Genomic DNA, 22,510 nt, shown 5'->3' with positions numbered 1-22,510 from the left:
AACCCGGCCTTTTCTTTAGGGCTCGTCGGAGCCGATTTCTTCCTTGCGCTTGGCAATATAAGCGTCCAACTCCTCGCGGATCGCGGGGTCCATTACCGGTTCTTCGTATTCGCGCAGCGCCTGCTGCCAGATTTCGGTCGCGCGGTTCAACGCGGTCTTTGACCCCGCGGCTTCCCATGCGCCATGGTTTTGCCAGTCGGACAGCATGGGTGCATAAAACGCAGTTTCATAGCGTTCCATCGTGTGCTCAGTGCCAAAGAAATGGCCGCCAGTGGGCACGTCTTTGATCGCGTCCAGCGCGAGTTCGCTTTCGTCGAATTTCAGAGGTTTCAGGTACTCCATCATGTTTTGCAGGATTTCCACATCCATGACGAGCTTCTCATATGACGCAGTGAGCCCACCTTCGAGCCAACCGGCTGCGTGATAGACCAGATTGGCCCCACCCAGCACCGCGCCCCAGGTGGCCATCATCGTCTCATAAGCCGCCTGTAAATCGACCACGTTCGAGGCGTTGGCGTTCGAAGTTCGATAGGGAATGCCATACCTGCGGGTCAGCTGACCGCTGATCATGTTGGCTTTGGTGTTTTCCGGCGTGCCGAAAGCGGGTGCTCCCGACCGCATATCCACGTTTGAGGTAAAGGCCCCGTACATCACCGGCGTGCCGGGGTTGACCAATTGGGTCAGGGTCACGCCAAACAGCGCCTCGGCATTTTGCTGGGCCAAAGCAGCGGGTAGGGTGACAGGGGTCATCGCGCCCATCAGGGTGAAGGGCGTGATCGTGACCGGCTGGCCATGTTCGGCCATGGCAATCAACCCGTCGCCCATCGCGTCATCGAACAGGCGCGGAGAGTTGACCGAGATGATGGTGATCAGCCCCGGATCTGCGCGCATCTGATCCAATGAAATACCCCGCGCGATGGCCATCATGTTGATGCCATCCATGGCGCGCCCTCGGCCAATCGCTGTTGCGTGAAAGCTTAGGTCGCTATAGCTGAGGTTTGCGTTATAGGTGTCCAGATGCCGATTATTGGCCGGCATTTCCTGCGGCGCGGTCACCTGATTGCCAATCAGGTGGATGGCGTTAAAGTGATGCGCCAGCTTGATGAAGTTGCAATAGTCTTCATAATTGCCCGAACGTCGCCCGTTGATGCAGTCATGCACATTCGGCGGACCGGCTACGAGGCCGAAATTGACGTGGTTGCCACCCAGCGTGATCCGTTTGTCCGGGTTTCGGCCAGTCAGCGTAAAGGTCTTCGGGACGGTTTTCAGAGCCTCATTGATGATGCTTTCATCGATACGGATCGTCTTAGTGTCGCGGTCCACCAGCGCTCCGGCCTGTTCAAACAGGTCCATCACGTTGTCGCCCATGACACGAATACCTGCTTCGGACAGGATACGCATCGACGTGGCGTGAAGCTGATCCAGTTGCTCTTGGCTCAGCAATTCCATCTTGGGGGACGTGTTGATCACATCCTGCCAGGGCAACTGCCGGATGGCGGCGCTACCGCGATCGCTTTTGCCACGTCGCCCGCCACCCCGGGTGCTACGTCTTTCTCGTGCCATGTCAGTATCCTCGTTCGGGGTTAACGATATTGGTCAGCGCTTCACCCTTGCGATAGCGCCAGAGGTTGTCAGAAAACATCTCGACCGATTTCAGGTCCCACCCCTCATAAACCGATGAGCAATGTGGGGTGATGATCACGTTGTCGAAGCCCCAAAGCACATGGTCTGAAGGCAGTGGTTCGATGGTAAAGACATCAAGCGCCGCGCCTTTCAACTCGCCGGTTTCCAGCGCGTAAACCAGAGGGGCTTCATCTATCACACCGCCGCGCGAGACATCGATGATCACAGCGCCGGGCTTCATGCCGGCAAATGCGCGGGCGTTGACCAGCCCTTTGGTACTGTCCAGCAGCGGGACACAAACGACGATGAAATCCGCACGTACCCAAAGGTCTTGCAGATCGTCCATGCCATACACTTCATCTACTTTTGGGGTCTGTTTTGGACGGGCCCGTACACCGACCGTGGTCAGACCCATCGCCTTGCACCGCGCGGCGACCGCCATACCGGTCTGGCCGAGGCCGAGGATCAGTACCGTTTTGCCGTCAATTGGTTCAACCGTGCCCGACACCCATTCGCGACGGGTTTGAGCCGCGCGAAACCCAGGCAGGTCCAACATAAAGTGGAACATTGCCCCCAGCGCATATTGCGCCATCATGTCAGCGGCCACCCCGGCGGCGTTGGTCACGGTAAGGGTTTCAGGGTTCCAAGGATTCATATGGTCGGTGCCCGACCCGCCAACCGACACCCATTTGACGCTGGGCGCATCAATCAGTGCTTGGCGTGGAAAGCCGGGTGTGCCGGCAAAGCGGACGGAATAGACCACCTCAGCTTTGGTATCCGCGATCATCTGCGGCAAAGCCTCGTAGCTGTCGCAGGTGTGGATTTCCAGATCCGGGTGCCGCTGGGCGAGCACTGCCTTGGATCCCGAAGGGTTGTCTGTGTGAAGGATGGTGACGGGGGATTTCACAATGCAGCCTCTTTCTTGAACTCCTGAGCGGCGGTTTCAATGGCTTGGGCGAAAAAGGCAGTGGCAGAGATGTCGAAAAGAACGCAGAATCCGTCCAGCCCCTTATGATGCGCGCGCCAGACAACCGCTTCTGTGTAACCGACGCGGGTTTGGGCGATCTGGCCTTCGGTGAATGTGTTTGCACGCAGGTCCACGGGGCAAATCTTGGCCATCAGATCATCAAGCCGCGGGCCAGACAGATGCATCCAGGCCCATGTTTCTTCGCGCCATGCGTCATAACCTTTGGACGCGTCTGCTGCCTGCCATGCGGCACGCAGGTCGTCGGCCCCTTCGATGACGACAAGATCATTGCTGCCAAGGCGTAGAATACCATCGCTCGCTCGATTGATCTCGGGCAGTTTGCGCCCTTGGGCGGCAAGCCAGTCGGCGCTGCCGCGGCCCTTAAGGCCAAAGCGCGGCAGAGCGGTCATGTCAGACAGCGTGACCGGGCCTGACGCAAGTGTCACACCCTCGGCGGCCCCGCCCGGTTGCAACGGATAGATCTGCATCCTTACACCTCCTGCCGCGTGTTGTCCGGGTCAAAGAAGGCGTGACCTTCGACCGGCACCTGAACCCGATTGCCATTTCGACACTTCACCGTGACAGGAGAGCCGATCTCGGCGTCGCGCCCGTCCACGTAGGCCAGCGCGATATGCTTGCGCAAAGTAGGGGACCACAGAACCGAGGTTACATGCCCCACCGGCACTTCGTCGCGCAGAACTAGACAGCTTTCGTGCGGAACATCGCCCCCTTCAAAGCTGAGGCCCACCAGCTTGCGGGACAGCCCCTTGTTCCGCCGCATCTCGATGGAGCGTTTGCCGACGAAGAACGGTTTGGTCTTGGACACGGCCCAGTCAAAGCCCAGCTCGTCCGGCGAGGTCAGCGCGTCTGTATCCTGCCCAATCAGAATATGCCCTTTTTCCAGGCGTAAGATGCGGCTTGCCTCAAGGCCGTAAGGGCGCAGACCAATGGGTTCGCCCGCCGCCAAAATCGCATCCCATAGGGTTTTGGCGTAGCTTGAAGGGCAGTGAAGCTCATAGCTCAGCTCGCCAGTAAAACCGATCCGCATGGCACGAACCGGTACGCTCGCCACTGTGCCTGAGCGCCCGTCGAGATAGGCAAACCCGTCGCGCGAAAAGTCGATATCGCTATCCAGCGCTTCGACCACCTGACACGCCTTAGGCCCGGTGATGTTGAACCCGGAGAAAGCAGACGTGACATTCAGCACATCCACATCCAGCCGCCATTGCGCGTTCCAGAACAGCATATCTGCATAGACGCGGGCCACAGCACCGGTGGTGGCTGTGACATAGTACGTATCTTCAGCCAGACGATAGGCGACGCCATCATCTATCACGGTGCCCATTTCATTGGTCATCAGACAATACCGGCATCTTCCGACGGGCTGTTTTTTATAGGCCATCGTATAGATACGGTTGAGGAATTCGCCCGCATCCGGGCCGCGCACTTCCAACCCGCCAAGGGTCGAGACATCCAGTACGCCGACGCCTTCACGCACCGCTTTGACTTCTTCTTCGATCAGCCGTTTAGCATCGGTTTTAGGCCCGTAGAAATAGGGCCGCCACCACGCGCCGACGGGCCGCATATCAGCGCCCAGTCGGATATGTTCCTGATGCAGCGCGCTGCGTCGCTGCGCGGGATGATGATGCCCGGACAATACCCCTAGCGTTTCCGGCGCAAACGGGGGCCGCGCCGTGGTCACGCCGGTCTCGGCAATACTGCGCCCGGTGGCGTCGGCAACAACCCGCGCCGTTGCCAGAGCGGAATGGCGGCCCTGCGATGGTCCCATGCCCACTGTGGTAAACCGCTTGATCAGCTCAAGCTCGCGATAACCTTCTTTCGCAGCATTTTGCAGGTCTTTGACTTGAATATCCTCGTCACGGTCGATGAAGTCCTTGCCCTTGGGGTGCGGCGTGATCTTGGGCTCGAAATTGGCCAATTCAGCTTCAGGGTCGGCGATCTGGTCAACCTGCCCATGCGGCAGACCCAGCCGAGCCAGCGCCGCATGGGTCGCGAAGCGGGCATCATTGATCACCACATCCGCTGTGACCGGTCCGTTAATGCTGCCCGCGGTTCCCAGTGGGCCATTGGGCAAGGCCAGAGAGAAGCGGGCGGTCGCGTCATCGTAGCTGAGTTTTGCGCCAGCCTGACACGGCAACTGCCAACTGGGCGCTGACCCGACCGAGACCACCACCAGATCGCAGTCGATCCGCTGACCGGCGACTGTGATGCCGGTGACATGGGTTTTACCGTGCGCCTCAGTGATATCGCCTGCAATGGTCTGGACGCCCTGTAACGCTTCGCCCGAGCCGCCATCGCGCGGGTCAATAATTGCAGCCAGTTCGACCCCCGCGTCCCGCAAGTCCTGCGCGACGCGATAGCCTTCGGGATTGGCCGCCAGAACCACCGCACGCTGACCGGGTTTGACCGCATAATGGCGCATCAGACGTTGCGCTGCTGAACCCAGCATGATGCCGGGTAGGTCATTGTTGCGGAACACAGCGGGCTGTTCGACGCAGCCGGTGGCCAGAATGACCTCACGCGCGCGGGTCTTGAACAGTTTGTTGCCCCGGATCAGCGGCAACCAGTTGTCTTCGTACCAGCCATTCACAGTCGTTGAGGTCATGATCCGCAGATTGGGCAATTTACCTGCGCGTTCTGTCAGGTTCGCCAGCCGGTCTGCGCCGTCGCGGCGGTAAGTCAATGCACCACCCAGTTCTGGCTCCATCTCGGCCAGGATCACATCGGCGTCTGCCTCAGCGGCTTCAATAGCTGCAGTCAGTCCCGCCAGACCGCCACCCACGACCAGCAGGTCGCAGAACAGGTTTGCTTTTTCGAAGTCCTTATGTTCGGCATTGGTGTCCAGAACGCCCAGACCCGCCTTCTTGCGGATCAGTGGTTCCCAGAGTTTCAGCCAACTGTTGCGCGTGGGGCCCATGAAGGTGCGGTAATAGAACCCCACGGGCATGAAACGGCCCAGCTTGTCGAGAAAAGCATCCCGGTCCCGCGCAAGTGAGCCATTTACGTTCTGTGCCGTGACGGTCAGCCCTTCGGTGATCCCGTGCCGGTCCGCCTGCACGTTGGGGTCCGAGGGCAACTGCACAAGCGTGTCTGCCTCTGATCCGGCCATAGACATCACGCCGCGCGGGCGGTGGTATTTGAAACTGCGCGACAGCATCCACTGTCCATTCGCGGCCAGCGCCGAGGCGATCACGTCGCCTTCAAACCCGCTAAAGTTTTGACCTTCAAAGGTAAACCACACCGGGGTGTCGCGCCGAATGCGCGTGCCATAAGGTTCGGGCAGGCGGGTCATTGGGCGATCTCCGATGCGTCGAAGGTGCGGATCACCTCGTTCGTCGTCACGTTACGTTCGGCCAGAAAGAAATAGTTCGACGGTACGTGACGCCACCACTCGGTGATCACTCCGGTCGTGTTGTCAGCACGGAACAAATGCCGCGCCCAATCCTGATCCGAAGTTGCGGCGGGATCGGGGTCGGCTTTCACGGGGCCAAAACACTGGAATTCGTTGATATTGCGGGGGCCGTTCATCGGGCAGGTCAGAATCTTCATGTCAGTGACTCGCGGCGGTTGCGCCCATTTCGTTGAGCAGATCGAACGTGGCGAAGCGTTCCATGGTGAAGGGTTCGAGGATCGGAGCAACCTTTTGGTTGGCGATGGTCTGGGCCATGTATTTCCCGGCCACGGGCGTCGCCTTGAACCCCCATGTGCCCCAGCCGCAATCCAGCCACAGGTTCGACAACGGGCTGGCACCCATGATAGGCGAATAATCTGGCGTCATATCGGTGATCCCTGCCCATTGCCGCAGCAGGCGCACGCCTTGCAGGAAGGGGAATAGATGCACTGCGCCTTCGGCCAGATGCTCTTTCATATCCAGCGTCGAGCGGGTGGAATACAGCTGATACGGGTCCGAGCCGCCACCAATCACGATCTCTCCTCGCGAAGATTGCACCAGATAGGTGTGCAGGCTGACCGAACTGACCAGCGTGTGCAGCCAAGGTTTCAGCGGCTGTGTCACCATGGCCTGCAAAGGAAAGCAACGGATCGGCAGCTCAACGCCCGCCTTCAGGGCCATATCGTAATTCATGCCGCCCACGGCAATCATTACCTGACCGGCAGAGATGTTCCCCCGGTTGGTACGAACGGTGGTGATCTTGCCGCCGTCGGTGTCGAAGCCTTCGACCCCGGTGCGCTGGTGGATTTCCACGCCCCGACGGCTGGCCTGCGCCGCATAGCCCCAAGCCACCGCGTCATGCCGCGCTGTGCCGCCATCGGCGTGCCATAGCCCACCGATGATCTCAAGCGGGCCGCCTTCGTCCATGTTCAGATGCGGGCTGAGTTCTTTTACGGTTTGCGCATCCACCACTTCGATATTGGTGCCCGCGTGCTTGCCCATCTCGGCGCGCAGTTGGAAACTGCGTAAAGTGGCCTCGGTATGGGCCAGGGTCAGCTGACCGCGCTGGCTGAACATCACGTTGAAGTCCAGCTCCTGACTCATCTCCTCATAAAGCTGCACGCCTTCTTTGTAGAATGCGATGCCTTCTTTGGTGATATAGTTCGAGCGGATTGTTGTGGTGTTCCGGGCCGTATTGCCGCCGGCCAGATAGCCTTTTTCCAAAACGGCGACGTTCTTGATGCCGTGATACTTGGACAGGTAGTGCGCACAGGCCAAACCGTGGCCACCACCGCCTACGATCACCACGTCATAGCTGGGCTTCAGATCGGGCGTCGCCGGGATGTCGCCGGTCACGGGATAGGTCGAAGACAACCCGTATTTCAGGAGCGTAAATGGCATTCCAGTAAGCCCCGCCTACGATTTTGGCGCGTCATAGAGCAGCGCAGCAAGGTCCGAGAACCTGGACCCCGGTTGGCACAGCCCCCATACGGCATCGCGGATGGCAGCGGCGCGAGTGTCTCCCAGCGAGGGGGCCGCGAACTCCATGAATTTTTCATCCACTTCCGCGTCATCCATCGGGGCCTCGGGCCCACCTCGGGCGTGAACGTCGCCGGAGTCCAGAATGCGGCCGTCTTTCAGTGTTATGGAAACATCGGCAATGCGGCTTTTCGGGAAGCGGGCCGAATGGCGTTCGGTTTCAAAAACGGAAACGCGGTCCACAATCGACGCAACAAGAGGGTCTGACAATCCGGCCCCTGTTATATGTTCGACCCCGATCCGCCCATACGCAGCCATGGTGGCGACCGCAAACGGCAGGGAGTATTGTGCCTTTGACGTGTCGTCCGGCATCCCCTGAAACAAGCAAGCACTTTCGCGGAACGTGTTGACGCGGATTGATGCGATGTCCTTGTGCGTAATGTCATGATCCCGCATCAGGGCGCGTGTGGCGTCGATTGCAGCGTGTGCCCAGCGGCAGATCGGATAAGGCTTCACGTATTGATGCTCCATCTGCCAGAACTGGCCAAGATCCTGCCAATAAGGCGCTACCCCGTCGGCTTCGATGGTGATGGCGGGGGCGCCAGTAAATCCTTTTTCGGCCAGTACGGTCGACGAAAGCCCGACCAACGCGCCCCAGCCCGAGCCGTCATGCAACATGGTTGGATTGGCGATTTCGCGCATCATCTGGCTGCGGGGCCCGTGATACTCGGCGATCCCCATCGCCTGCCGCATCTGGTCTTGGTTCAGACCGCGCAATCGCGCCGCGACAGCAACCACACCCAACGCGTTCCAAGCGCCTGAGGTATGGTAGTCGCTGACAGTGTTGTGTAGCGAAATACCGGCGCGTCCGGCGACTTCATAACCGATGGTGACGGCGGTCAATGCCTCGGGGCCGGAAAAATCCTCTATCGTTTCCGCCACTGCTGCCAGCGCGGGAACAACCGCCACCCCGATATGGCCTTTGGTCGGGTTGTAGCCGTCATGCCCGTCCAGGTTGTCAGTTTGTGTAGCAGCGGCATAAGCCGCCCCCGCAGCGCTGACCCGACGCCCATCAAACATCATACGTGCGCTGAACGTATCGTCACCCGCGCCGTACAAGGCCAGCGCACTTTCGCGTGCGATCACCCCTGCTGTCATGGGTCCTGAGCCGATTGTGATGCCCAGCGTGTCCAGCGTCATTCTGGCTGCGGCCCTCAGCGTCGTCTCCGGGATATCTCCGGCAGTCGTTTCAAGGGTAAAGCTTGCTATTTTGTGAAATCTGTCTGCCACGGGCTGCCTGCTTGCGTTTGAAGTCTGGATACCGGTCTCTGCCCGCATGGTAGGATTAATTGTTTCCGGCGGCACGAAAACAATCTTTGGGCAATGGCACCGGAATTTTTGTGGGTCCGCTGGCAGCCATGTCGCTTGCGTAACAGTGTTTATGTCGCAAAAGAACAAGAGGCCGGGCCGGTCACGCCATACTCGGGAAATATACCGCCCCGGATCACAGCCCATGATGAACCTGCCGCACCTGTCTTTTCTGCGCTCTTTCGAGGCCGCCGCCCGCCATCTGAGCTTTACCAGTGCCGCGGAAGAGTTGAACTGCACGCAATCTGCCGTCAGCAATCACGTCCGGTCGCTTGAGGAGTTTCTCAAACGACCGCTCTTTGTGCGCCACCCACGGTCTCTGTCACTCACCGATGTGGGTAAAGCGTATCTGCCTTCAGTGCGCCATGCATTGCAGGAAATTGACGTAGCCACTCAGTCACTTGTACTTCGACCACATACCCGAACTGTGGTCGTCTCCTGTCCTGTTAGCCTCGCCGCAAACTGGCTGCCTGACGTCATTCGGGGATTTTCCGAAAACCACCCGGATATTTCCGTGACTGTCCACGGGACCATCTGGACGGATGTGGACCCCAACGTTTCGGACATTTCGATCACGATCAACCACAGGGATGACGCATCTGAAAATCTGACGCGTTTGTGGTTGGAAAAGCTGACGGTGGTCTGTGCGCCGGGCTATACCGTCGGTGATCAACCATTGACCGACCCGCAGCAATTGCACGATGCGCAACTGATCCACATTCTGGGTCGCTCGGCTTATTGGGAAAAAGTGGCTGCAAATTTTGGGCTAATGGACCTGGACCAGAAAGAAGGCCCAAGAAGCAACAGTTCGAACCTGGCGCTGGAATTGGCGGCCAAATCCTTGGGATGTGCGGCTTTGCCGAAATCGCTGGCCCGGCCTTATGTCGAACGGGGGCTTCTGATCGAGCCATTTGCCCTAAACCTCGACAGCCCATGGGCGTATTATGCCAATCTCCGAGAAGCAAATGCCACGCCAGCGGTTCGACTGTTCCAAAACTGGTTATTGAAAGTCGCGGCTGAAACGGAGGGTCAGATTGGTTAATCTGCTCCTTCCTTGCTGCGCGTTCGATACCCCGACCGCGCCCCCGCCAGCCAATCGGTGTTTGTCTTTGGTGCAGAAAATTCGACTGCATTGCGTCCGTTTTTTTTGCATGTCCTGCAGGTGGAACCGTCATAGTGTCCGCGACATACCGTGCACCATCAACACAAAGCATCGCCTGTCATGAGCCAGATATCAGAAAGCCTGCTAGAGCAGATCCGCAACCAGTTTGCCCAGATCGACCATTGCCCCGAACAGGGTGAGCGCATTTTTTTCGAAAATGCAGGCGGCGCGCTGACCTTGAATTCGGTGCTGGACAGTTCTGTTCGCTATGCTGCGATTCCAGATAATCAGGGGCGTGACAACCCGGGGTCACATGCGCTTGTTGATACCATCAATGCTGCCAAAGCCGATATGCGAGATTTCATGAACGCGCCCGGCGGGCAGTTCTTTGTCGGGGAAAGCGGCACTGAATTGCTGTTTCGGTTGATCATGAATGCCTGTCTGGGCACAGGATCAGGTGTCGTATTGGGGTCGACGCTGGAACACCCCGCCACGCGTTCGGCCTGCGACCGCTGGGCACGTATTGCCGGGCAGGAACACGTGTTGATACCGCATGATGATGAGACAGGGCTTGTGACGGCCGATGCATATGCTGCAGCCGTCACCCCCGCGACCAAAGTGGCGACGATCCTGCACACTTCGCCGGTGACAGGGATGGGCGTGGATGTGGCCGCCGTATCAAAGGTAATCCGCGCCGTAGCACCTGACTGTTTCATTATCGTCGATGGCATCCAGCACGCGGCGCACGGTCGGATCGACCTGACTGCTTATGACGTCGATGGATACGTTATCTCACCCTACAAGGTGTTTTCGCGCCATGGATATGGTGTTGCCTGGATATCCGACCGATTGACCGCGTTGGACCACAACGCTCTTTTGGATGGCCCTGCGGAAAATTGGGAAATGGGGACCCGCGACACCGGAGCTTATGCCACCATGTCCGATGTTGTGACTTATTTCGAGTGGTTGGGCAGTCAGGTCAGCGATGCCAGCGACCGGCGTGGCAAGTTCCTGGCGGCGGGTGATGCCATCCACGCGCAGGAAAAAGCGCTGATCGATGCGATGATCCACGGCACTGGCAACCTGAGCGGCCTGGCCGAGATGGAAAAAGTCACTATTCTGGGTGGCGTCGACAACCCGGCGCGGGAAGGCTTGGTCTCGCTGCGTGTTGAGGGGGTGGCCTCTGTCGATGTGGTGAAACGGCTGAACGATCAGGGCATCCGTACACATCTGCGCAAAGCAGATCACTATTCAGGGAATATTCTCACCCCGCTGGGTTACGACTCCTGCGTGCGGGTTTCGATGTGTCACTACAACTCAACTGGCGAGGTCGCTCAATTCCTTGCCGCTATGAAAGAAATCGCCGCCTGAGCCGCGTCAGATCTAGGGAAACAGATTCATGAAAACCCATGCACAAGCTGTTGTCATCGGTGGCGGTCTCGCCGGTACGTCGATTTTGTATCACCTTGCCAAACTCGGCTGGACGGACTCGATCCTGCTGGAGCGTGATGAACTGACCAGTGGCTCGACCTGGCACGCGGCGGCCAATATTCACGGGTTGCACGACAACAACAACATCACGCGAATCCAGCACTATACGATGAACCTGTATAAAGAGCTGGAGAAGGAAACTGGCCAAAGCTGCGGCGTGTTCCAGCCGGGTTCGCTATACTTGGCCCAAACCGAAGAACGCGAGCAGCAATTGCGCCTGCAAGAGGCCAAAGCCCGGTTTTATGGCCTGAACTTTCACGAGGTCAGCCGCGAAGAAGCAAAAGAGCTTCACCCGCTGGCACAGTTCGATGATATCCGTTGCATCATGTACGAACCCGATGGCGGCAATGTGGACCCTTCGGGCGTGCCCCATGCTTACGCTGCCGGGGCGCGAGCAATGGGCGCAACAATCGAGAGGTTCTGTCCAGTAACAGGGACCGAGCAGCAACCGGACGGCAGCTGGATTGTGCGGACGCCGAAAGGGGATATCCACACACAATGGGTGGTCAATGCATCTGGTCTTTGGGGGCGCGAAGTGGCGGCTCTGGCAGGGCTGACGCTGCCGCTGCAACCGACCGAGCATCAGTATTTCGTGACCGAAACCATCGATGAAGTCGCCAATCTGGGCCGTCGCTTGCCCTCGATCGCCGACCGGGATGGTGAGTATTACTTCCGGCAGGAAGGCAACGGGCTTCTGATTGGCGCCTATGAGAAAGATATGAAGTTCTGGGCTGAAGAGGGCACACCGCTGGACTTTGCCCATGATCTGTTCCCCGACGATCTGGATCGGATCATGGAAAACGTGATCCGTGCGACCGAACGCGTACCGGTTGCGGCGACAGCCGGGGTCAAGCGAGTGATTAACGGGCCGATGATCTGGTCGCCTGATGCCAACATGCTGTGGGGGCCTGTGCCAGAGTTGAAGAACTATTTCCTTTGTGGCGGTCTGATCCCGGGTTTCTCGCAATCAGGTGGGTTGGGTTTGCTGGCAGCGCAGTGGATGATCGAAGGTGAGCCGCAATATGACATGTTCGCTTGGGATCTGGCACGGTTTGGCGACTGGGCCGACAAGAAATTCACCAAAGCGCGGGTGGAAGACGCCTATACGCACCGTTTCAAGATCCACTTCCCCAATGAAGAACGCAGCGCTGGCCGCCCGGCTCGTGTGCGCCCTGCCTTTGAGATGCAAAAACAGATGGGCTGTGTCTTTGGTCTGAACTGTGGTTGGGAACACCCGCTGTGGTTCGCGGATGAACCCGGCACCGAAGAGACAACCGGCTTCACCCGCCAAAATTGGTTCGATCCGGTTGGTCGCGAGGTGCAGATGCTGCGCGACAGCGTGGGCGTCATCGACATCTCGAACTTTGCGAACTACGTGATCAAAGGACCAGGTGCTTATGATTGGCTGGACCGTCTGGTGGCCAACCGAGTGCCAACCGAAGTTGGGCGTAGTTGCCTGACGCCTCTGATCTCGGTTCGCGGTGGCGTGGCAGGGGACTTTACCATTACCAAGCTGGCCGAAGACGAATACATGATGATCGGATCGGGTATGGCCGAGCGCTATCATCAACGCTTTTTCCAAATGGTCGAGATGCCCGAAGGAACCACTTTGGAGGTCGCAACAGACCGAATTGCCGGGTTCAACGTCGCGGGTCCGAAATCGCGCGAGGCTTTGGCACGTCTGACCAATGCCGACCTGTCGAACGAAGCATTCCGTTTCATGCGATCCCAGAAAATCACGGTTGCAGGTGTGGACTGCGTGGCTATCCGCGTCAGCTTTACAGGTGATCTGGGTTGGGAACTGCACTGCGCCGACACTGATCAGGTTGCGCTTTATTCTGCATTGCTTGAGGCCGCCAAAGACTGCGGTGGCGGCCCGGTTGGCGGACGTGCGCTGGGGTCGTTGCGCATCGAAAAGGGCTATGGATCCTGGGGTCGGGAATATAGCCAGGAATACTGGCCGCGAGAGGTTGGGCTGACCGGTCTGATCAAGCTCGACAAGGATTTCCTTCACAAGGACGCCTACCTTTCCGTAAAGGACAACGCGCCGCGTGAAGTTCTGACGGTCTTCGAGTTGGACGTGACCGAGGACGCAGACGCCACCGGCAGTGAGCCGATTTTTACACCCGACGGCACGCCTGTTGGCCGGGTCACATCTGGGGCGTATGGCTATTCGGTCGGGAAGTCACTGGCCATTGGCTTCCGCAACCCCGAAGTGGCGCAACCCGGAGATGAGGTGGTGATCCAGGTAATTGGCAAGCCGCACAAAGGGCGAGTTCTGGCTGAAGCGCCCTTTGATCCCAAGGGCAGCAGACTGCGAAGCTAAGCCTTACATAGGCTTAGAAGGACGGCCCTGTTCAAAACTGATCTCTGCCCAAAGAAACTAAATTAAGTGCGCTGCGATCAGCGGCGCGTTTTTTGCGCTCGATAGCCGTTGTGTTTTTAGGCATGGTCTCAGCCCTGCGACATCAACCATTCTATAACGTCCCGGACTTCACGCCTGTCCCGGCTTCCGTCCTGTGCTTCGACAAAATAGCCATGCGTTGGTTTGATGTCTTCGTCAAACAGACGCAATACACGCCCCTCCCTGAGGTCCTGATCAATCAGTGGTAGCCAGCCAACTACTGCGCCTTGTCCCTCAGCGGCCCCTCGCAACAAAATATTCGCGTCTTCAAAAACAACGCCCATCAACGGGGAGGCGGGCTGCACGTTCATTGCGGCAAACCAGTCCAGCCAGCCCCAATAGTTGCGTTGGTGAAGGATGGGTTTGTTCAAAAGATCCTCGGGTGCTTCGATGGGTCCATATTGGTCAATGTACTTCGCGCTTGCTATGGCGACGGGCCTAAGTTCCAGTAGTTTGAGTGAGCCGCGCGGCATGTCCGCCAAACGATGCCAGCTTAGTACGATATCTGCGTGGGTCTGGTCCCCCATGCGGGGTCGGTACGAAGGGACGACCTCAAGCTCGACCTCAGGGAAACTCTGCCAAAGGTCGCTGATGCGTGGCATCAGCCACCTGGCCGTTAAGATGGGTCCGGCGGCCAATCGTACGACCTTGCGTGATGTTCTGCGCAAGGCCCCGACCGTGTCTTCCAGCATCCCAAATGCCCGCCCAGTCGTTAAGGCCAGCCGAGTTCCGTCTTCTGTTAGCCTGACCTCGCGCCCCACGCGTTCAAACAATAGGGTGCCCAGTTGATCTTCCAGTCCTCGGATGTGGTGGCTGATGGCCGTTGGGGTCACCGCCAGGTGCTCGGCGGCGGCGCGAAAACTGCCCGTTTTGGCGGCTGCATCGAAAGCGCGGAGTGCGGAAAGGGAGGGAAGCATGACCGTCCTAATGATGAGTGAAACTTACTAGTTGCTGAAGAAAGACCATTTGTAAACTGCGGTTTGGATTGCAATCATGGCAAGTAGATAATCTGGACTCATGTTGAAATGCCCACTACAGCGCGCAGACGTGGCCGCAAACAGCGCCTGACCCAAACAACAGAACCTGTGTCGAACCCGCCTGTGTGGCCGGGCATCTGTGGTGGGCGGTTCAAACCGCTTTCTCCCGAAGAGGTCGCGCTGGTTGAGGAAACGGCGCTGACCCTTCTGGAAACGCTTGGCCTGAGTCAGGCTATACCTTCAATGATCGAAAAGGTGGTCGCGGCGGGCGGGTCTATGTCGGACGACAATCGTTTGCTGTTCCCTCGCGCTTTGGTGCGTCAGGCGATCAGCGAAGCAAACCGTGACTTTAGCCTCTGCGGTCAAGTTCCTGAACATGATCTGGATATCAGTCAGGCCCGCGCGCACATGTCCAGTGGCGGCGCGGCCCCCGGTGTTTTTGATCTGGACACGGGCGTCTATCGGGACTCGACACTGGCTGACCTGTATGACGCGGCCCGCATTGTCGACCAGATGGACAATATCCATCATTTTAGCCGTTCGGTGGTTGCTCGGGATATCGAAGATAACGCGGTTATGGATCTCAACACCGCTTATGCCTGTCTGGCGGGGACGTCCAAGCATGTGTCGATCTCGATCACCGAGCCCGACAATGTGCCCGCAATTGCCCAGCTGTGTTATGCCATTGCCGGCAGTGAAGACGCCTTTCGCGCGCGTCCTTTCTTGACTGTGATGGTGTGCCACGTCGTGCCACCCATGCGCTTTGCCGAAGAAGCATGTGAAGTTCTCGAAGCCGCAATTCTGGCCGGGTTCCCGGTTCAATTGATCAGCGCTGGACAGGCCGGTGCTACCAGCCCGGCAACCATTGCCGGTTCATTGGTTCAGGCCGTTGCGGAAACGCTGGCAGGGCTGGTGTTCGCCCGTCTTGTCGATCCAGAGGTAAAAGCGATCTTTGCACCGAAACCGCTGGTTGCTGATCTGCGAACCGGCTCCATGTGCGGCGGCGGCGGAGAGCAGGCAATCCTCATGGCTGGCGCTGCTCAGATGGGCCGGCATTTCGATCTGCCAACCTCCTCTATTGCGGGCATTACAGACGCCAAATGTTTGGACGCGCAATACGGGGCCGAAAAATCGCTGGCCGTGACCATGGCTGCACACGCGGGTTCAAACATTGTCACCCAGGCGGCCGGGATGCAGGCCAGCTTGCTGGGTGTCAGCCATGCGGCTTATGTCAGTGACAATGACATGCTGGGCAATATCCTGCGCACATTGCGCGGGATCGAGGCCACGCCTGAAAACATCGCCGCCGACGTGATCGCCGACGTTTGCCGGGGAGAGGGGCATTATTTGGGCGAACTGCATACATTCAACAGGATGAAATCAGATTATTTCTATCCCGAAATTGGTGATCGCCGAACGCCGCGGGAATGGCAGGAAGACGGCTCTCAGCCCGTTGGTGATGTCGCTCGGGAAAGAGCGCGAGAGATTTTGTCCAACCACTTCCCACAGCACATTCCTGATGACGTTGACCGCGCGTTGCGCACGCGTTTCGACATCCGCCTGACACGACAGCAAACCGGCAGATCCTCATGAAAAGTCAAAACCTAAGCGCCCGCGCCCGTGCGGTTATGCCTGGTGGCGTCAGTCACGAGTTGCGTTACAATACCCCGTTTCCGATCTATTTCGACCGCGCCAAAGGGGCCGAGAAATGGGATGTGGACGGCAAGCGCTACATAGATTTCAAACTGGGTGCGGCCAGTCAGATTCTGGGTCATGCCCACCCTGAGATTGCTGAAGCTGTGGCCCATCAGATGGAGAGGATGCCTTACACCGCAGACTGTCATCCGCTTGAGGTCGAATGGGCCGAATGGCTGGCCCGCCTGTTCCCCTCTGCCGAAAGGGTGCGGTTCACCGGGTCCGGTACAGAATCGACAATGCTTGCCTTGCGGCTGGGTCGGGCATACTCGGGCCGTGACAAGGTGCTACGGATCGACGGCCATTTCCACGGCTGGCATGACATGTTGATGAAAGGTGCCAAACCCGGCACCAACACAGCGCCGAGTTTGGGTATACCGCAGGCCGTGACTGACCTGACGGTGGTTTCCCCGCCGGATATGGATGCTGTCGCCGACCTGCTGGACAGCGATCCACATATCGGAACGGTATTTGTCGAAGCCTCCGGAGCAAATTATGGCTCGGTCCCGCTGCCAGACGGTTTTTTGCAGGGGGTGCGGGCCCTGACCGAAAGAACGGGCCATGTGCTTGTTTTTGATGAGGTGATCACGGGTCTGCGTTGGTCGCCGGGCGGCCGTCAGGCGCGAGATGGGGTGACGCCGGATCTGACAACATTGGCCAAGATCGTCACTGGTGGTCTGCCGGGCGGGGCCGTTGTTGGTCGGGCTAACGTTATGGATCTGCTCAGCCCCGGCGAGACCCGCGATGGGTTGTCACCCCCGGTCGGGCACAAAGGCACTTTCAACGCGGCCCCCTTGGTGGCTGCGGGGGCGGTTAAGGCGATGGAAATCCTTTCGACCGGGGACGTTCAGGCCCACGCCGATGCAATGGCCGCGCGTCTGCGGGATGGCTTCAACGCAGCCTTCAGTGAGCTGGACGTGCAAGCACTGGCCTATGGCGACAGTTCGACCTGCCACCTCTATTTCGGTGGACGATCCATTGAAGGGCTGGACGCCGCAACAATTCGAAAAACGCCACCCGCTGTCGTCAAAAGCTTGCGTGACGGGTTGCTGGAGAGAGGCGTGGATTTCATGTCCTTCACCTCCTGCGTGACCGGCCTGCCGCATACACCCGACCTGATTGACGAGGCGGTCGCACTTTTCCGCGACACTATTTCAGATCTGGTCCGTGACGGAGTGCTGTCATGACATTGCCTACCCATGCCCGTACCGTCATCATTGGTGGCGGCGTCATCGGCTGTTCGATTGCTTATCATTTGGCGCGCGAAGGCCGGAAAGATATCGTCGTTCTGGAACGCTCGAAACTGACCAGCGGCACGACTTGGCATGCAGCCGGTCTGGTGCGGCGCTTGCGCCCGTCGGCGACACTAACCAAGCTGATCAACTATTCCATCGACCTTTATGGCGAACTAGAACGTGAAACCGGGCAAGCTACGGGATGGACTCAAACCGGCTCGCTGACGCTGGCCACCAACCAGGACCGGCTGACGAATATCAAACGTCAGGTCTCGCTTGGCCGCGCGTTTGGGCTTGAGGCCGAGGTTGTGGATGCGCCCCGCGCCAAGGACCTGTGGCCGCTGATCGAGGTCGATGACGTGATCGGCGCGGTCTGGTCGCCGTCGGACGGACGGGTCAACCCCTCCGACGTGGCCCTTGCGCTGTCCAAGGGTGCACGGGCACGAGGGGTTCAGATCTTTGAAGATACCCGCGTAACCGGCTTGCAAAAGAAAGGCGGGCGGATATCGGGCGTCGAGGTCGGTGACCATGTGATCAAGGCCGACGAGGTTGTGATCGCCTGTGGGCTTTGGTCGCGTGAGGTCGCGGCCATGGCCGGGGCACATATGCCGCTTTATGCCTGTGAACACTTCTACATTCTGACCAAGCCCTTGCCCGAGGTTCAGGCCCTTGGCAAAGGCGTGCATCTGCCAACGCTGAACGATCAGGATGCGTTTCTCTATGCCCGCGACGATGTCGAAGGGCTGTTGGTGGGCTCGTTCGAACCCCATGCTAAGGGCTTGCCCCTGGACCGGCTGCCCGCCGATTTCTCGTTCGATCTGCTGGACGAGGATTGGGATCATTTTATGCCGATGATGGAAAACGCCCTGCGCCGCATTCCGGCACTGGAAAAGGCCGAAGTTCGGATGTTGCTGAACGGCCCGGAAAGCTTCACGCTCGACAGCCAATTTATGCTGGGCGAAAGCCCCGAAGTGCCGGGGCTGTTCCTGATGGGAGGGATGAACTCTACCGGAATTGCTCTGGCAGGTGGGGCAGGCAAAGCCATGGCTGAATGGATCATCGCCGGAGAACCCACGATGGAGTTGAACGAGGCTGATATTCGCCGCTTCAGCCCCGAGATGAACGTTCTGGGTGCACTGGAAGCCCGTATTCCTGAAGTTCTTGGACGCCACTATGACAATCCGTTTCCCGGTCGCTCGATGGAGACTGCAAGGGGTCAGCGTCGTTCGCCGATCCATACCGGCCTCGCCGCCGCCGGGGCGCGGTTCGAAGCGCGTGGCGGCTGGGAGCGTGCCGTTCATTTCGGGGGCGAGGCTGCCCATCTGCCGCTTACCTTTGGCGCGCCAGCATGGCGCGAGCAAGTCGGGCAAGAGGTCGAAACCTGCCGATCGGGCGCTGCCATTCTGGATCAAAGCGCTTTTGGTAAAATCATGGTGCAGGGGCCGGATGCCTGCGCCTTTTTGAACCGGCTCTGCGCCGCGCAGATGGACGTGCCCGAGGGGCGCATTGCGTATACCCAGATCCTGAATGCGAAGGGCGGCGTGGAAAGCGATCTGACCGTTCAGCGGCTTGGGCCCGAAACTTATCTGCTGATTGTCGGGGCCAATGAAACCGTTCGTGTGATGCAGCGGATGCGGGACACAAGAGGTGATTACCGTGCGGAGTTCACGGATGTTACCAGCGGATATGCCATTTTGGGCCTTGCTGGTGCGCGGGCCCGAGACGTGCTTCAGGCCACGACAAACAAAGCTGTCCCGGACCTCAAGCGGTTTTGTTTTGCACCCGTCGAGATTGGTTTGGCCCGGGGTTGGGCGGGGCGGCTGAGCTTTACCGGGGAAGAAGGCTTTGAGCTTTACATCCCTGCCGAAATGGCCATGGCTGCCTATGAGGCGCTGGTCGCCGCAGGTGCAAGCCATGCGGGTCTTTACGCAAGTGGATCTTTGCGCATCGAAAGTGGTTTTCGGGCTTTTGGTCACGAACTCACACCGGGGACCACGCCTTTTGAAGCTGGACTGGGTGCGTTTTGTGCCATGGGCACGGGTTTTGTGGGCGAAGACGCTTTGCGCGATCACAGACCAGAACGGCAAATCGTGTCGATCCTGTTCGACGATCCTGACGCGATCCCGCTACATGATGAACCCATTTACTTTGACGGCAAGGTCTTGGGGCAGATCACCTCAGCCGCATGGAGCTACCGGTTTGGTCGTTCCGTGGCGCTTGGCCTAATCAACGCGCCTTTGGACCTGCTTGAAACCCAAGACGTTTTGGACGGGTTCGAAGTCGAAATCGCTTGCGTCCGGTACACAGCCAAAGCCTCTCTCAAATCCGCAAAGGTAGCTTTTGCATGAGCGACACAATCCAGTCCACCCAAGTGGCGATCATTGGCGGCGGTATCATGGGCGTGGCCGCGCAGTTTCAACTGGCCGAGAACGGCTGGACCGACACGATCCTTTTTGAAAAGGCGGAATTGACCAGCGGTTCCACTTGGCACGCCGCTGGCCAGATCGCCCATGCGGTGGGCAGTCGCCTGATGGGGTGGATCAACAAAACCTCCATCGAGACCTACAAGCGGGTCGAGGCCGAAACCGGACAGAGCATAGGCTGGCACGAAGTCGGCGGCATCCGGATTGCGACCACCGACGATGAAGTCGATTGGATGAAGTCGATCATGGGCGTCGGCAAGCTGTTGCACCTGCCAATGGATCTGATCGGCCCGGAAGAGGTGGCGCGGGTTAATCCCTTTTACAAGGTCGATGACGTTAAAGCTGCGGTGCGCACTTACGAGGATGGTCATATCGACCCCTCAAGCGTGACCATGGCGCTGGCTGCTGCAACCCGGTCGCGTGGCGCCCGGATTGAACGGCACAACCGGGTGCTGGGGGCGTCCCGCAAAGGCGATATGTGGCTCTTGCGAACGGAAAAAGGCGATGTGTTGGCCGAACATGTGGTGATTGCCGCCGGGTCTTACGCCAATCAGGTGGGAGAGTGGTTCGGGCTGAAAATCCCCTCGGTGTCGTGCCTTCACCACTATCTTGTGACGGACACCGTACCTCAGTTCGCCGACCGTCCGGAATTGCCCGTGATGCGGGACAATGCCTTTGGCGGTTACATCCGGCAGGAGCAGAAATCCGGCTTGATCGGAATTTACGAAGGCCATGTCTGCCCGACGGTCTGGGAAATGCCCGAAGGCGCCCCTTGGGCTGCCGAAAATGAGCTGTTCCAGGCCGATTATGACTCGATTGGCGATTTCCTGATGGTGGCTTTCGACAAAATGCCAATTCTGGCTGATCTTGGCATCAAACGCGTCGTGCGTGGGGCCATAACGCACACACCTGATGGCGGAATGCTGGTTGGGCCATCGGGCGCGCCGAATGTCTGGTTGTCCTGTGGATCGTCCATCGGGCTGGCCTGGGGCGGCGGCGCGGGCAAGGTACTGGCCGATTGGATGGTGCACGGTGAGACCGAAATCAACACGCGCGGTTTCGATCCGCGCCGATACGGAGATTTCGCCTCGGACAACTTCATTGTCGAGCGCACCAAAGATGAGTTCATGCGTCGCCATGACACGCCTTGCCCGGGTAAGCAGTTCCACAGCCTTCGGCCGCTGAAAAAGCACCCGCTGTATGACCGCCTTGCCGCCAAGGGAGCAGTTTTCGGAGAAGTCGCCGGCTGGGAGCGTCCGCGCTATTTCGGTGGAGCAGGCGAAGCAGAACAGATCGGCTGGGGTCATCAGCCGTGGCATGCAAACGCGACGGCCGAGGCAAAAGCGACGCGCAATGGCGCCGGTGTCATCGATCTCTGCGCTTTTGCCCAGTTCGAGATCTCGGGCAAGGATGCGGGCGCTTTGCTCGACCGGCTGTCGGCCAACCGAATACCTTCGAAAGACGGGCGGATGAGCCTGAACCATTTGCTGACGGCACAGGGAAGGTTCGAGACAGAAATTACCATCTGGCGGATGGCCGAAGATCGCTTTTTTACGGGTTCCCCCATTGCTCGCGCCACACCGGATTTCGATTGGATCAAGTCCCATATCCGACCCGGCGAGGATGTGACTATGATCAACCGCTCGGCAGATTGGGGGATGCTGGCGCTGTCCGGTCCAGCATCACGCCGTATCCTGTCGGAACTGACTGAGGTTGATTTGTCCAATCGCGCTTTCCCCTGGTTGTCGGGGCAGGAAATATGCGTCGCAGGCATGTCTTGCTATGCCCTGCGCGTTTCGTTTGTCGGTGAATTGGGCTGGGAATTGCACGCGCCGCTGGATCATATTGGCGCAATCTACGAAGCGCTTTTCGAAGCCGGGTCCAAACATGGTCTCACCGATCTGGGTTCTTACGCGTTCAACGGGATGCGCATGGAAAAGGCCTATCGCGCCAGCGGAGAACTGACCACGGATGTCGGCCCGCTTGACGTCGGCCTCGACCGCTTTGTCGTGAGCGAAGGACGCGATTTTCTGGGCCGCGATGCGCTGCTCAGCCGAGATCCGGCATGGCAGCTGTTCTATGCAGAGCTGCACTCAGAAGACATCGACATTCATGGTGGCGAGCCGGTGTTGCTGAACGGTCAGCCAGTGGGTCTGACCACATCGGGTGGGTTTGGCTATACGATCGGCAAGTCCCTGGGGTGGCTGTTCGTTCGCAAAGGTACCCCGCAAACGGGTCTCAGCGTCCGAATTCTTAATCGTGACATCCCAGTTACGGTACATCAAGATGCGCTCTTCGATCCGCAGAATTTGCGACCCCGATCCGAGGAATAAC

General features: G+C 58.7%; 15 protein-coding genes. 7 read left to right on the top strand and 8 right to left on the bottom strand.

Annotation, left to right across the window (positions count from 1 at the left end; translation table 11 throughout):
- Window positions 1-15: 15 nt before the first annotated feature.
- Genes ACR0EV_RS06665 through ACR0EV_RS06635 form a run of 7 tightly spaced genes read right to left on the bottom strand, consistent with a single transcriptional unit; the run spans window position 16 to window position 8,771 of the window.
- The gene (locus ACR0EV_RS06665; RefSeq protein WP_480799369.1) at window positions 16-1,563 is read right to left on the bottom strand and encodes a trimethylamine methyltransferase family protein; all 1,548 of its coding nucleotides are present in this window, start codon (window positions 1,561-1,563) and stop codon (window positions 16-18) included.
- Between the two features lies 1 nt (window position 1,564).
- The gene (locus tag ACR0EV_RS06660; protein ID WP_480799368.1) at window positions 1,565-2,530 is read right to left on the bottom strand and encodes a D-2-hydroxyacid dehydrogenase; all 966 of its coding nucleotides are present in this window, start codon (window positions 2,528-2,530) and stop codon (window positions 1,565-1,567) included.
- Window positions 2,527-3,078, bottom strand: coding sequence for a hypothetical protein (locus tag ACR0EV_RS06655; protein WP_480799367.1), 552 nt, complete (start codon window positions 3,076-3,078; stop codon window positions 2,527-2,529). The genes ACR0EV_RS06660 and ACR0EV_RS06655 overlap by 4 nt, the downstream gene beginning before the upstream one ends.
- 2 nt (window positions 3,079-3,080) lie before the next feature.
- The gene (locus ACR0EV_RS06650; RefSeq protein WP_480799366.1) at window positions 3,081-5,903 is read right to left on the bottom strand and encodes a 2Fe-2S iron-sulfur cluster-binding protein; all 2,823 of its coding nucleotides are present in this window, start codon (window positions 5,901-5,903) and stop codon (window positions 3,081-3,083) included.
- Complete coding sequence (locus ACR0EV_RS06645) at window positions 5,900-6,160, bottom strand: sarcosine oxidase subunit delta (RefSeq protein WP_480799365.1); 261 nt, start codon at window positions 6,158-6,160, stop codon at window positions 5,900-5,902. Before ACR0EV_RS06645 ends, ACR0EV_RS06650 begins: the two co-directional genes overlap by 4 nt.
- Window position 6,161: 1 nt before the next feature.
- Window positions 6,162-7,403 (bottom strand): FAD-dependent oxidoreductase, encoded by a 1,242-nt coding sequence (locus ACR0EV_RS06640; protein ID WP_480799364.1) that lies wholly within the window; start codon window positions 7,401-7,403, stop codon window positions 6,162-6,164.
- A gap of 15 nt (window positions 7,404-7,418) precedes the next feature.
- A complete protein-coding gene (locus tag ACR0EV_RS06635) occupies window positions 7,419-8,771 on the bottom strand; it encodes an MmgE/PrpD family protein (RefSeq protein WP_480799363.1) in 1,353 nt (450 codons plus the stop codon).
- A gap of 223 nt (window positions 8,772-8,994) precedes the next feature.
- Between ACR0EV_RS06635 and ACR0EV_RS06630 the strand changes: the two genes are divergently transcribed.
- From ACR0EV_RS06630 to ACR0EV_RS06620, 3 genes are all read left to right on the top strand, one after another.
- Window positions 8,995-9,891 carry a LysR substrate-binding domain-containing protein gene (locus tag ACR0EV_RS06630; RefSeq protein ID WP_480799362.1) on the top strand — a complete coding sequence of 299 codons (897 nt, stop codon included), beginning with the start codon at window positions 8,995-8,997 and terminating at the stop codon, window positions 9,889-9,891.
- Between the two features lie 180 nt (window positions 9,892-10,071).
- Complete coding sequence (locus tag ACR0EV_RS06625; RefSeq protein WP_480799361.1) at window positions 10,072-11,322, top strand: aminotransferase class V-fold PLP-dependent enzyme; 1,251 nt, start codon at window positions 10,072-10,074, stop codon at window positions 11,320-11,322.
- 28 nt (window positions 11,323-11,350) lie between these two features.
- Window positions 11,351-13,768: a GcvT family protein gene (locus ACR0EV_RS06620; protein WP_480799360.1), complete on the top strand. Its 2,418-nt coding sequence runs from the start codon at window positions 11,351-11,353 to the stop codon at window positions 13,766-13,768.
- A 128-nt stretch (window positions 13,769-13,896) separates the two neighbouring features.
- Here the strand turns inward: ACR0EV_RS06620 and ACR0EV_RS06615 are convergent, their stop codons facing one another.
- Window positions 13,897-14,763, bottom strand: coding sequence for a LysR family transcriptional regulator (locus ACR0EV_RS06615; protein WP_480799359.1), 867 nt, complete (start codon window positions 14,761-14,763; stop codon window positions 13,897-13,899).
- A gap of 108 nt (window positions 14,764-14,871) precedes the next feature.
- On the opposite strand from ACR0EV_RS06615, the gene ACR0EV_RS06610 reads away from it, so the two are divergent.
- The 4 genes from ACR0EV_RS06610 to ACR0EV_RS06595 are packed head-to-tail and all read left to right on the top strand — an operon-like array spanning window position 14,872 to window position 22,509.
- Window positions 14,872-16,416 (top strand): trimethylamine methyltransferase family protein, encoded by a 1,545-nt coding sequence (locus ACR0EV_RS06610; protein ID WP_480799358.1) that lies wholly within the window; start codon window positions 14,872-14,874, stop codon window positions 16,414-16,416.
- Window positions 16,413-17,705: an aspartate aminotransferase family protein gene (locus tag ACR0EV_RS06605; RefSeq protein WP_480799357.1), complete on the top strand. Its 1,293-nt coding sequence runs from the start codon at window positions 16,413-16,415 to the stop codon at window positions 17,703-17,705. The genes ACR0EV_RS06610 and ACR0EV_RS06605 overlap by 4 nt, the downstream gene beginning before the upstream one ends.
- Window positions 17,702-20,101 carry a GcvT family protein gene (locus tag ACR0EV_RS06600; RefSeq protein WP_480799356.1) on the top strand — a complete coding sequence of 800 codons (2,400 nt, stop codon included), beginning with the start codon at window positions 17,702-17,704 and terminating at the stop codon, window positions 20,099-20,101. Before ACR0EV_RS06605 ends, ACR0EV_RS06600 begins: the two co-directional genes overlap by 4 nt.
- A complete protein-coding gene (locus ACR0EV_RS06595; RefSeq protein ID WP_480799355.1) occupies window positions 20,098-22,509 on the top strand; it encodes a GcvT family protein in 2,412 nt (803 codons plus the stop codon). Before ACR0EV_RS06600 ends, ACR0EV_RS06595 begins: the two co-directional genes overlap by 4 nt.
- Window position 22,510: the final 1 nt, after the last annotated feature.

Source organism: Ruegeria sp. CF8 (genome assembly GCF_056537285.1).
This window is presented reverse-complemented; position numbering and strand designations above follow the sequence as displayed.

What these genes read in the sequence shown, in the direction of transcription:
- ACR0EV_RS06630 (WP_480799362.1), top strand. Translation starts at nt 8,995, where the DNA reads ATGATGAACCTGCCGCACCTGTCTTTTCTGCGCTCTTTCGAGGCCGCC.
- ACR0EV_RS06620 (WP_480799360.1), top strand. Translation starts at nt 11,351, where the DNA reads ATGAAAACCCATGCACAAGCTGTTGTCATCGGTGGCGGTCTCGCCGGT.
- ACR0EV_RS06650 (WP_480799366.1), bottom strand. Translation starts at nt 5,903, where the DNA reads ATGACCCGCCTGCCCGAACCTTATGGCACGCGCATTCGGCGCGACACC.
- ACR0EV_RS06600 (WP_480799356.1), top strand. Translation starts at nt 17,702, where the DNA reads ATGACATTGCCTACCCATGCCCGTACCGTCATCATTGGTGGCGGCGTC.
- ACR0EV_RS06645 (WP_480799365.1), bottom strand. Translation starts at nt 6,160, where the DNA reads ATGAAGATTCTGACCTGCCCGATGAACGGCCCCCGCAATATCAACGAA.
- ACR0EV_RS06665 (WP_480799369.1), bottom strand. Translation starts at nt 1,563, where the DNA reads ATGGCACGAGAAAGACGTAGCACCCGGGGTGGCGGGCGACGTGGCAAA.
- ACR0EV_RS06640 (WP_480799364.1), bottom strand. Translation starts at nt 7,403, where the DNA reads ATGCCATTTACGCTCCTGAAATACGGGTTGTCTTCGACCTATCCCGTG.
- ACR0EV_RS06655 (WP_480799367.1), bottom strand. Translation starts at nt 3,078, where the DNA reads ATGCAGATCTATCCGTTGCAACCGGGCGGGGCCGCCGAGGGTGTGACA.
- ACR0EV_RS06605 (WP_480799357.1), top strand. Translation starts at nt 16,413, where the DNA reads ATGAAAAGTCAAAACCTAAGCGCCCGCGCCCGTGCGGTTATGCCTGGT.
- ACR0EV_RS06625 (WP_480799361.1), top strand. Translation starts at nt 10,072, where the DNA reads ATGAGCCAGATATCAGAAAGCCTGCTAGAGCAGATCCGCAACCAGTTT.
- ACR0EV_RS06595 (WP_480799355.1), top strand. Translation starts at nt 20,098, where the DNA reads ATGAGCGACACAATCCAGTCCACCCAAGTGGCGATCATTGGCGGCGGT.
- ACR0EV_RS06610 (WP_480799358.1), top strand. Translation starts at nt 14,872, where the DNA reads ATGCCCACTACAGCGCGCAGACGTGGCCGCAAACAGCGCCTGACCCAA.
- ACR0EV_RS06615 (WP_480799359.1), bottom strand. Translation starts at nt 14,763, where the DNA reads ATGCTTCCCTCCCTTTCCGCACTCCGCGCTTTCGATGCAGCCGCCAAA.